8 protein-coding genes are annotated in these 10792 nt (G+C 74.4%); 4 read left to right on the top strand and 4 right to left on the bottom strand.

All coding sequences use genetic code 11. The annotated features are described in order from the left end of the window. Positions 1–484, bottom strand: a 484-nt coding sequence (locus BMY88_RS22835; RefSeq protein ID WP_170861254.1) for a ParA family protein, incomplete at its 3' end; no start/stop codon positions are given. Positions 485–605: 121 nt separating this feature from the next. Between BMY88_RS22835 and BMY88_RS22830 the strand changes: the two genes are divergently transcribed. Beyond that, entirely contained in the window at positions 606–1205 is a 600-nt protein-coding gene (locus tag BMY88_RS22830; RefSeq protein ID WP_091949599.1) for a hypothetical protein, read from the top strand. A 260-nt stretch (positions 1206–1465) separates the two neighbouring features. On the opposite strand, the gene BMY88_RS24755 is transcribed toward BMY88_RS22830, so the two are convergent. Then, positions 1466–1600 (bottom strand): hypothetical protein, encoded by a 135-nt coding sequence (locus tag BMY88_RS24755; RefSeq protein ID WP_280138760.1) that lies wholly within the window; start codon positions 1598–1600, stop codon positions 1466–1468. A 314-nt stretch (positions 1601–1914) separates the two neighbouring features. On the opposite strand from BMY88_RS24755, the gene BMY88_RS22825 reads away from it, so the two are divergent. Continuing rightward, positions 1915–2343, top strand: coding sequence for a hypothetical protein (locus BMY88_RS22825; RefSeq protein ID WP_091949596.1), 429 nt, complete (start codon positions 1915–1917; stop codon positions 2341–2343). A gap of 299 nt (positions 2344–2642) precedes the next feature. On the opposite strand, the gene BMY88_RS24045 is transcribed toward BMY88_RS22825, so the two are convergent. Together BMY88_RS24045 and BMY88_RS22815 are read right to left on the bottom strand one after the other, a co-directional pair. Beyond that, entirely contained in the window at positions 2643–2804 is a 162-nt protein-coding gene (locus BMY88_RS24045; RefSeq protein ID WP_170861253.1) for a hypothetical protein, read from the bottom strand. A gap of 408 nt (positions 2805–3212) precedes the next feature. Next, entirely contained in the window at positions 3213–3842 is a 630-nt protein-coding gene (locus tag BMY88_RS22815; protein WP_091949590.1) for a hypothetical protein, read from the bottom strand. A 487-nt stretch (positions 3843–4329) separates the two neighbouring features. On the opposite strand from BMY88_RS22815, the gene BMY88_RS22810 reads away from it, so the two are divergent. Both BMY88_RS22810 and BMY88_RS22805 read left to right on the top strand, forming a co-directional pair. After that, positions 4330–6600 (top strand): tyrosine-type recombinase/integrase, encoded by a 2271-nt coding sequence (locus tag BMY88_RS22810; RefSeq protein ID WP_170861252.1) that lies wholly within the window; start codon positions 4330–4332, stop codon positions 6598–6600. Beyond that, positions 6597–10721 carry a tyrosine-type recombinase/integrase gene (locus BMY88_RS22805; RefSeq protein WP_091949584.1) on the top strand — a complete coding sequence of 1375 codons (4125 nt, stop codon included), beginning with the start codon at positions 6597–6599 and terminating at the stop codon, positions 10719–10721. The genes BMY88_RS22810 and BMY88_RS22805 overlap by 4 nt, the downstream gene beginning before the upstream one ends. Positions 10722–10792: the final 71 nt, after the last annotated feature.

Here is a 10792-nt window from a genome sequence, read left to right as displayed (position 1 = left end):
CCATGACCTGACCGACGCCCTCGAGGGAGAACCGGGTTGGCTGCGTGACGATCACGGCGACGTCGGCCGCCGTAAGGGCGTTCTGGACCATGCGGTCGACCGCGGGCGGGCAGTCGATGAGCACGAGGTCGAAGCCCTCGAGGCCCTCCAGGGCGACTCGCAGACGCGACTCGATGCCGAGTTCGGCGCTCATGTTCAGGCTCGCCAGTGAGCGGTGGGCCGGGATGACGGCGATGCCGGGCCAGCTGGGGGCGGCCACCGCGGCGGCCGCGGCGACGCCGGGGGCCGCCTGGTCGAGGACCTCGTAGGCGGTGAACTCGGCTGCGTCGCCCGGGATGCCGAGCGCGGCGCTGGCGTTGCCCTGCTGGTCGAGGTCGATGACGAGCACGCGCAGGCCCTGCCCGGCGGCCGCGGCGGCGAGTAGGAGGGTCACCGTGGTCTTGCCGACGCCACCCTTCTGGTTGAGGACGGCGGCGGTCAGCACGAGCCGCCCCGAGGGTGTTGAGTCATGCCGCAACGGTGGCATTGCGGCATGCCGCAACGGCGGCACTGCGGCGGCGTGTCGCGGAAACGCCCGACCCCTGGACGTGGGGTAGGCAACGGGGGTGAGCGCAGCGGAGGAGACCGCCGAGGCCCTTGTCGACGTCTGGGTCGAGGAGGTCCGGCGCCTGGTGCCCGAGGTCCAAGCCGTGCGGGAGAAGTACGACCGGGACAGCCGGGCGATGGACCGCAACGACTCCTGGCCACCGCTGACCGAGGAGGACATGTTCGCCAACTGGCGCCGGCTGTGGGCTGCGCAGCACCACCTGGTGTGGGCGGCCTACCAACTTGAGCGGTGGGTCGCGCGGCTGGCCCGAGAGCGCCGCCAGAAGAAGCCGAAGCCGGACCCGGTGCTCGCTGATCTGCGCAACGCCCTCGAGCACCTCGACGAGGCTGACCTCGACGAGTTCACCGCGATGGCCACCAGCAACCCTGCACGCACCACGTCGCTGCGCAAGCTGCCCGGCGGCCAGCTGCTCATCGGCACCGGCGGCAACCCGCGCCGGCTGTTCAACCTCATCGACTCCGCGGAGATCGAGGAGCGGGCTTGGGCAGTGACGACGAGCACCGACCGCCTCGAGCAGGAGGGCGAGGACTACGCCCACGACTTGATGGCGCGTGGCGAGTGGCCGCCGTGGGAACCCGACGACGAGGAGGAGGGGTGACCGAGCCGGTCCGGCTGCTCGTCGAGCGCCGTTTCGACCCGTCACGGACCGTGGAGGTCGAACTGCAGTAGCAGTGGTGGCCGGGGCTACAGCCCGGGTGGCGGATGACCTCGGACCGGGATCCCCTGGGTCGCCGACGTGGAGTTCAGCGCCCGCTACGACCGGGGCTAGGGCCAAGCACCTGATGTGCGTGCCGGCCAAGCAGGTGCGATTGCCCGAGGCCGAGCGGCCGTCCGGGCGGTGACCCGGGCGGCCACCGGCTACATCGCCACGACCAGCAGTCCGACGCCCAGGAAAGCGACCGGCCACCACAGGTAGGGGCGGTCACTCTCCTGCAGGCGGGCAGCGGCGTAGAAGGCGGACAGGGCGGCGATGACGAGCAGCAACTGAGTCATGCGGTGGCTCTAACGAGTTCGTGGTTCCCGTGGCCCGCTGGTCAGTTCTCCGCAACCCCTGGTCAGTCGCTGGTCAGTCTGGGAACCGCCAACTGACCAGACGTAAAGCGGTCTTGATCAGCGCGTTCCCGCCGATTGGTCAGTCTGGTCAGTTAGGTCAACAAGGAAGAGAGAGTCCCCCGAACGAGTGAGAGCTCCGTCGACCGACGAGGAACCGCCTCGAGGGGCCCGTGCGCGCCCTTCGGTGCCCCATCGGCACGAACCCGGAGAAACCGAAGCGCGGGATCGTCGGTCCTGACCGGTAGGCATAGCCCATGTCAGGCGACGAGGATCGGGAAAAGCACGACGTCAAGTTCGCGACCGGGCTGAGCACCGAGATGCGCGCCGACGCGGAACGAATCTTCTCCGCCCTCCGCGCTACCAGCGGCGAGCGTCACCAGCGGGTCAACCAGACGACGGTGTCCGAGGAGCCGGCGCCGATGCTGCCGATGTGCCCGGTCGTCCTCGCGTCCGCAGAGCCGTGCCTGCTGCCTCTCGTCGACGGGCAGGACTGCGGGCACCGGGAACCCGGTCCGGCGCCGCAGGCCATGGCCGACCTCGTCGGCCAGCTGCGCCGGGACGTCGCCGAGGCCCGGCAGGTCGCGTCCACGCTTGCAGCCGCGCTCCGCTACCTGCGGGGCGACCGCGGCGTAGAGGCGGCGCTGCGGCGGGAACAGCCGTGGTGGCTTGTGCTGGGTGAGTAGCCCTGGCTGCCGACTCCCTTCGACGACTGACACCGGGATGCCGCGCCCACCCCCACGGGGGAGGGCGGCCGACCCGGGCTCAAGGACGGAGTCAATCCGGCCGATCTCGTCCATGCGCAGCGTCGTGGTCCAGACACGTCGGTGCGCCGCGGCGAAGGCTGGACCCACTCGCCGCCGGCCCTGGGTCGTCTCCGGACGGCCCAGGGCCACTTCTATCTGCTGGCCCGGACCGCTCATCCCCTTTGTCATCCCGGCGACCGCACCGGCCGTCGGCCACGGAACAGGCTGGGCCCGACGGTTCAGGTCCGTGGGTCAGGGGCCCTGTCCCGCAGATGCCCGGCGGCGGTGTTCATCTCGTCGGTGGTGATCGCCCCGTGCGCCGCCTCGAACTCGGCGATGAATACGTCCAGGGCCACCAGTCGGCGTTCTCGGTCCGGGCTGTCGGCCGGTTCCGGGGTCACGACCGAACGGTAGGACAGCCCGCCGACAACCAGCACCTGGATAGACCTGGCCCGTGGCGGCTCTGCGCTGCCGCCAGCTCCGTGCCATGCCCGGTGGGGGTTCCCGTCCTCAAGAGCGGCGGTGTGGAATCCAGCGAGAGTGTCGTGTTCAGCGAGCGGGGGAATCCAGCAAGCGACGACCGTCCAGGACGCGACACGGTCATAGCAGCGACCGAGGTCGGCCAGGTAGCGACACCGCAGACCAGATGTCACCACCAGCTCGCGCATCAGTTCCCGACGACGCCCGACCGGGGCAGTGTGAGTGCCCGCTGACCGCTCGGCTCAGATCGGGCAGAGCACCGCTGCAGGTGACGCTGCTTCCGGGCTCCCGCGCACGAGAACGGGCGCACCGGCCGGGCAACGGGTGAGCTACGACGTCCTGCACGTCTCGGGAACGTCGAACCCTCCGCACTCCGGCGTCCGCCCGAACGTGCCGTAGGAGGGCTGCACCTCGTCGATGAGCCACCCCTGAGTGCCGTCCAGACCCTCCCGGAGCGTGAAGGTGTACCGCCGCTCGCCGTAGATCGCGCCGGCGTTGGCGTAGACCCACGTGGTCTTCACCACCGTGTCCACCTTCACCGACCCGTCCTCGCCGGGGGCCTGGGCCGTCGAGCTGACCGTCGTCGCGTCCGCCTCGAGCGCGTCGCCCGGGCCGCCGAACATGCCGTCAACGTGGAACGGCACGACGCTCCACGCACTCTGCTCACCGGCTGCCAGCAGCGTCCGCTCGATCCCGTCGCTGAGGAAGTCCTCGACGACCGGCAGCGCGGCGGCGATGCCGTCAGCGTTCAGGACGTCCAGATCTGTCAGCGCCAGCTCGGCGAACTCCTGCGCGAACTCCGCCGGGGTCTGCACGGCCGGCGACTCCACGGCCGGCGGCTCGCTGAGCTCCGCCGCGCTGGGCGAAGCGGGCGCGCCGGAGTCGTCGCTGGAGCAAGCGCTCAGCCCGACCAGCAGCCCCGCCGCAACAGCGGCGGCGAGTGTGCGACGCGTGTGCATGTGTTCCTCTTTCATCGACCGGACGCACGCCCGAGGACGTGGCAAAGCGTGGGCATCGTGCGCGGCGCTACGCACACACCAATCACCATCGACCACTCGCCGAACGCTCTTGAGGCAGGACGCGAGCGGTGGGCAAGTGCGGGCCGGCTGCGGGGCGGCGAGGTCGACCGGCTGTCTTGAGGCGATGAGAAGTGTCGCTACTCGGACGAGAAGACACTGTCGCCGGACTTCACAGGCGGGTGCTTGCCGGCTGCGGGCCGCCGCGGACTGTCGCCGGCATGACGTCTGACGTGCGCACGGCGACTGCCCCCGGTAGGCAGGTCGCTGGGCCGACCCACACGGCGCGGGGGGTGAAGTGGAACCCCTCGTTGAGCAGGGGGGTGAAGTCCGTAGTTGGGAGAACGGGCCTTTACCCAACTACTTTCTGACCCCCCACCAACTCCGGTCTGACCCCCTCCCTGCACCCACCCCCAGTGCGACGCTGCTCGTGCCGGTCGCTACACCTCCGGCCGGGCACGACCACCCGGTCTACGTGCGGGCGCTGGAACGCCTCACCGCCGTCCGGGCGCCGGGCTTCGCCCGGCACCTGCTGGCCCGCTGGCGGGCGTGGGTGCTGTTCGCCGACCACCACGCCCTCGACCCGCGCGAGCCGGCCGACGCCGACCTGGTCGCGTTCGCCCACGCCCGGGCGCTGGTCGGGGTCGGCTACGGCACCATCGCCGGCACCCTCGGCGTGGTCGACCTGGTCCTCGGCGACGAGCGGCTGACCCGGGCTGCCCGCCGGCACCTGGCCGACCTGCACGGCGAGGGCCTGTTCGGGCCGGGCGTGCAGGCGCCGGTGCTGACCCTGGGCGAGGTCCTTGCGCTCGTCGCGGCCGCGCCGGACGCGCTGACCCGGCTGCTGGTCGTCCTCACCTACCGCGCCGCCCTGCGGCCCCGCGAGTGGACTGGCATCCGCTGGCCCGAGCACGTCGGCGTCACCGCCGACGGCGTCCGGCTGGTCATCGCCGGGGACAAGACCGGCCCCGGCCGGGTCATCGACCTCGGCACCAGCCGCAGCCCCGAGTTGTCGGTCGAGCGCGCGCTGGCCGCCGCGCTCGCCGAGCGCGGCCGGGATCCCGGCCCCCTCGCCGGCGACGAGCACGGCCCGCTGCACTACGCCCAGGTCGACCGGAGGCTGCGGCTGGCCGCGGCCGCGGCGGGCGTGCCGGCGTTCACCTCCTACTCGCTGCGCCGCTCCTGGGCGGTGCACGCCAACCTGACCGGCACCTCGGCCCGGGTCATCCGCGTCCGGCTCGGCCACCGGCCCGGGACGGCGACCTACCGCCGGTACATCGAGCCGCTGCTGGCCCTGCAGGTGGCCCAGGGCGTGGACCCGAAGACGATCTGGCTGGCCACCAGCCGCCCCGCCGCGCCGCCGGTCCCGCTCGAGGCGGTGGGCAACCCGGCCATCGACCGCACCCAGCGGTACGCCTTCGCCGCCGGCACCCTCGACGAGCTGCTGGCCGACATCGACCTGCCGGGGCTGCGGGTGCACCCCGCGCTGGCCAACCTCGCCCGCTCCACCATCGACGCCGGCCACGCGGTCCGCCGGCGGTGGGCGGCCTGGGCGCAGCAGCAGGTCATCGACCCGTTCGCGCCCGACGCGTGGGCGCTCAGCGAGTGGGTGGACGCCCGACTGACTGAGGTCAGCCCGGTCACCGCCGCCGCCGACCTGGCCCGGCTGCGGCTGGCCTGGATCGACGCGACCGGCGCCGCGCGCATCCCCGGCTACGACACCGCGGCCGACGTCGCCGCCGGCGCGCTGCGGCTGCACGTCGAGCAGCAGGCGCCCGGGAAGAAGTCGCGCCTGGCCGACGCCACCGACCGGCAGCTGGTCTGCGCGGCCGCGCTGGCCGCGGTCCCCGGCCCGAGCATGCGGTGGGCCGTGCGGGCGCTGGCGCTGGCCACCCGTGCCCGGCGCAGCGTCGAGGTCCTCGAGGTCACCGACGACGCGGCCACGGTGCGGGTCGACGGGCGGCGCACCGTGCCCGTCACCCCGGGCGCCGCCGGCGTGCTCTGCCCGGTCGCCGCCGCCGAGGTCGCCGCCGGCGCCGGCGAGCTGCTCGTGCCGCGCGGCGTCAACGAGCACGCCGTCCTCGCCGCGGCCGCGCCGCACACCGCCGCGCTGCGCGACGCGCTCGCCGTCATGCTGCTCGCCGGCTCCGGCGCCCGCCCCTCCGACCTCGCCCGCGCCCGCGCGGCCGCGGTCAACGTCCAGCCCGGCGGCGTCGCGGTCGTGCTCGCCGCGTCGAAGGGCCGCAAGCCCGGCATCGTGCCGCGACCGCGGGTGGTCTGGGCGCCGGACCGGGACGGCGCCTGCGACCCCGTCGCCGCGTGGGAGGCCTGGTCGACGTGGTGGGCCCCCGGGAACGGGCCGCTGCTGCCGCGCGACATCCAGTCCTGCGGCGGCCTGCGCGGCCTGGACGCGGCGGCGGTGTCCCGCACCGTGCGGCGGGCGGCCGACGCGGCCGGCCTGCTCGACCTCAACGCCTACGGCTTCCGGTACGGCCGGGCCACCGAGATGCACGTGGCCGGCTACGACCTGGAGACCATCGCCGAGGCCCTCGGGCACGCTCGGCTGGGCACCGCCCGCGGCTACGTCTTCGACTTCGACCCGGACGCCGACGGCTGGTCCGGCCGCGTCGCCGGGTGGATCGGCGCGGCCCTCGACGCCGCCCAGGCCCGCGGCGTGCTCGAGCAGGAGGAATCCGCGTGAGCGTCCCCATCGCCGTGCTCCGCTGCGGACGCCGGCTGACCGACGGCCAGCGCTGCACCCACGACGCCGTGCCCGGCACCGACCGCTGCCGCGAACACCGCAGGCCACCGGCCGAGCGCTGGCGCTGCCGGCACACCTGGCCCGACGGCATGCGCTGCGAGGGTCGGCTCGGCCGCTACCGCGGCGCGCCCCGCGGGGTGCACTGCGCCGGGCACGCGGTGCGGTGTGTCGACGGCTGCGGCCGCGACACCGTGCTCGCCGGTGGGCGCTGCCTGTTCTGCGGCAAGCGGCGGGCGGCCGCCGAGCGCGCCGCGGCCGCGGCGCCGCCCCTGTCCCATCGCGCCCGGTGGCAGGCCGGCATCGGCGCGCTGCCGCCGTGCACCGAGGTCGCTGCGGAGACCGGCCTGCCGTGCGCGGGCCACGCCGTGCCCGGCGCCGACCGCTGCATCCGGCACCTGGACCTGCCCGGCGACGCGGAGCGGTGCGGGCACGTCTTCCCCGGCGGCCGCCGCTGCCCCCGCCGGAAGCTCCCCGCCGGGGACGGCGACCGCTGCGGCCTGCCCGGCCACTACCGGCCCACCGGCCAGCGCCGCGGCGCCGCACGGGTCCACCCGCACGGCTCGTTCGGCCCATGCGACGTCTGCGGCAAGACGGTGCAGGCCCGGACCGACTTCGGCCGGCTGTGCAACGACCACAGCCCCGACTGCGAGTGGGTCAAGACCGGCGCCGACAGCACCCGGCGCTCCCGCTCGGGGGAACGGTGCCGCCGGAACGGCACCCGGCGGACCGGGATGGGTCCGCTGTGCGAAACCCACCGGAAGACGTACGAGGAGCAGCTGGTCGCCGCGGCCGCCTCGGCGACCCCGAGGGTCAGCGCCCGCTGCGGCCAGCCCGCCGGCGCCGACGGCGACCCGTGCGGCAACTGGCGGGAGACCGCCGGCGCCCGCTGCAACAAGCACCGCGAACTGCCCGCCGACGCCAACCGCTGCTCGCACCACTACGCCGGCGGCGACCGCTGCCCGGCCCGACACCGCGCCGCCCACGGGCACGGCACCGCGCTGGTCTGCGCCGTGCACGCCCGCGGCCGCCGCTGCTCGAGCTGTGCCGCGCCGACCGCCCGGCCCGACCGGCTGTGCCAGGCCTGCGCGCCGCGCTGCTCGGCGCCGGCGGCTCACCGCGGCGGCCAGCGGTGCACCCGGCCGGCGCTGGCGGGGCAGCCGCTGTGCGCTCCCCACCGGGAGTTCGCCGTCCGCGCCGCGGCCGACGGGAAGCCGCGGTGCGCCCACGACTACGGCGGCGGGCTGCGCTGCGGCACCGCGCTGGGCACCCGCGCCGGCCGCGCCGCCCGGCAGCTGTGCCCGGCCCACCGGCTGCCCTGCACCGCCGGCGGCCAGCCGCACCTGACCGCGATGGCCGACAGCCTGTGCCGCGACCACCGCCCGCGCTGCCTGCTGTGCCGGCTGCCGAGCGTCGAGGGGGCCCTGTGCTGGCGGCACGCCGGTCTTGCCGCGGCCGGCCCGTGCGCGCTGGTCACCGCCGAGGGCGCGCCCTGCCCGCACCCAGCCGCCGTCGAGCTCGGCGCCGACGGCTCGGTCTGCGCCCGGCACGCGGCGACCCTGCCGCCCGACCGCGCCCGCTGCGACCACCGCCATCCTGGCGGTGCCCGCTGCGCCTGGAGCCGGAAGCTGGGCCGTCGGTACTGCTTCGCCCACGCCTCGTCGCACACCGAGCCGTGCGACTGGCTGACCGCCGACGGCCGCGTCTGTGGCAAGCCGTCGACCCCGCGGACCGACACCGACCTGCCCACCTGCGAGGTGCACGCCCGCGTCCCCGCCGACGGCGACCGCTGCAACCACACGCTCGCCGGCGGCGGCCGGGCTCAGCGGTGCCCGGTGTCCCGCTGGGCCGGGCTGACCACCTGCCTGCTGCACACGCCGCGCACCCGGTGCGCCGTCGTCATCCCCCGCGGGGAGCCCTGCGGGTACGTGCACCTCGTCCGCGACGGTGTGCCGCCCGGCTGCCGGTACCACCGGCAGCTGCCCGTCGACGCCGACCGCTGCCGCGCCGAGGCCGCCCCGGGCCACCGCTGCCCGGCCGAGCGGGACGAGCGCCTGGACTTCTGCGCCGTGCACGCCCACCGCCAGCCGCGGTGCGCGGCGCGGTACCGGTCCGGCCGGCGTTGCCTGTGGCCGGCCCCGACCGGTCACCTCACCTGCGACGACCACGCCGCCTGGACGGAGGGCACGTTCGTCGACGACCCCTCGGCCGAGGCGCTCGAGCTGTTCGTCTTCGGCCCGCGGCGGGACGAGCTCGCCGCGCTGGCCGAGCAGCTGGCCGCCCGCCGGAACGATCATGAAGCTGTCCGAGGCGCCCCCTACCGTGCTGACCGCATCAGTACCGGCTCAGCAAGGGAGGCTCGGTTGGGCGTCATCGCGTACGACCCGTACGACGTCACCGGGGCGCAAGAGCTCTACGACGAGCTCGTCGCCCGCGGCCGCGACGTCGAGGTCGCGCAGCGCAACGCGCAGCGGGTCGCTGCGAAGTTCGCCCAGTCCACGGTGCAGAAGTTCACCAGCCAGCTGGCCAGCTACTTCGCGTTCTGCGAGGACATGTCCGTCAAGGCGCTGCCGCCGGACCCGGTGACCGTCATGGAGTACCTCGACCACTGGTCGATGGGCCGGATCCGTGAGGGCGCCCCGCTGCAGGCGTCGACGCTGTCTGGCTTCCGGCACACCCTGTCCCGGCTGTGCCAGGCCCGCGACATGGTCGACCCGTTCGCGGCGTCCACGCTGCTGGCGGACTGGATGAGCGGCTACGCCCGCGAGTTCGAGCGGATGCCGGTCCAGGCTCACGCCGTCCGTATCGACGAGCTGGCCCGCATGGTCACCGCGCTGACCGAGCCGGACAGCCTGCGGCTGCAGGACGAGGTGCTCATCACCGTCCTGCTCGACCCCGAGGTGCGCGACCGCACCACCGACGCTCTCACCGGCGTCAACCGGAAGCAGGCCACCCGGATGGTGTGGGAGGGCGTCAGCATCGCCCCGGCCGGTGGCGCCGAGCCCACGTACCTGGACATCCCCCGAGCCGCCGGCGGCAGCGACGTGCTGGTCGTGCCGAACCGGGCCGGGGAGTTCCTCGCCTCCGGCCAGGAGTTCCCGGCCGGCGAGCTGCCGCTGGCGGTGAGGATGTGCGGCACCACCGCCCTCCGGTCGCTGTACACGAGGCTGCGCCAGGAGAGCGAGCACGGTACCGACCCGACCGGCCCGGTCATCCTCAGTACGCAGGGGCGGCAGGCGGTCACGAACCAGGGCGTCAGCGACATGGTGCGCCGGCTCGCGAAGGCGGCCGGCGTGCCCGACCGGTCCGCCACGGAGCCGCACACCTTCGACGAGCGGCTGGCCATGCTCGAGGTGCTCTACGCCCCCACCGTCGAGACGCTGCGCAACGTCGCCCTGACCCTGGTCATGTGGTGGGCCTCCCTGCGCCGCGTGGAGGCCGCCAACCTCGAGATCGGCGACGTGCAGCCCGCGGCTCACGGCAAGGGCATGTGGGTGCTGGTCCGCAAGAAGAAGGGCGACGCCCGCGGCGACCTGCGGCCGGTCCCCTGGCACCGGCGCGGTGACGGCTCGCCGCTGCCCACCTGCGCGGTCACCGCCTGGCAGGCCTACATCGCCGCCTACGAGCGGTGGCTCGGCCGGCCCGTGGAGGCCAGCGACCCGGCGTTCCCGTCGATGCGCCAGCCGAAGGAGCAGCGCAACAACATCGACCTGCCGCGCAAGGGCATGACCGACGAGGGCATCAACAAGATCGTCGTCAAGGCGCTCGCCTTCGCCGGCATCGAGGCGCAGCCGATGGAGCGGCTGAGCAGCCACGGCCTGCGCGCCGGGTTCGCCACCGAGAACCTCATGCGCGGAATGCCCGACCAGGTCGTCGCCCAGCGGCAGGGCCGCAAGAGCGTCGAGAGCCTGCAGACCTACGTCCGGCTCGCCGACCCGTTCGAGTCCTTCCTGACCGTCGACTACGACAACAACACCCTGGCCGCCGCGTTCGACGTCGACGCCATCGTCAGCGAGTCCATCGCCGCCCAGGGCCGGCACCGCAAGCACCGACGGCCGCGATGACCACAACCCCGTGACACCGACCTCCGGGCTCGCGTACCTCGCGTAGACCAGTTGTGGCGGGCCCACCAGGC

The sequence above is a fragment of the Trujillonella endophytica genome (genome assembly GCF_900110555.1).
GTDB lineage: Bacteria > Actinomycetota > Actinomycetes > Mycobacteriales > Geodermatophilaceae > Trujillonella > Trujillonella endophytica.
The sequence above is the reverse complement of the archived record's forward strand: the minus strand, read 5'-3'. Positions and strand labels throughout refer to the sequence as shown.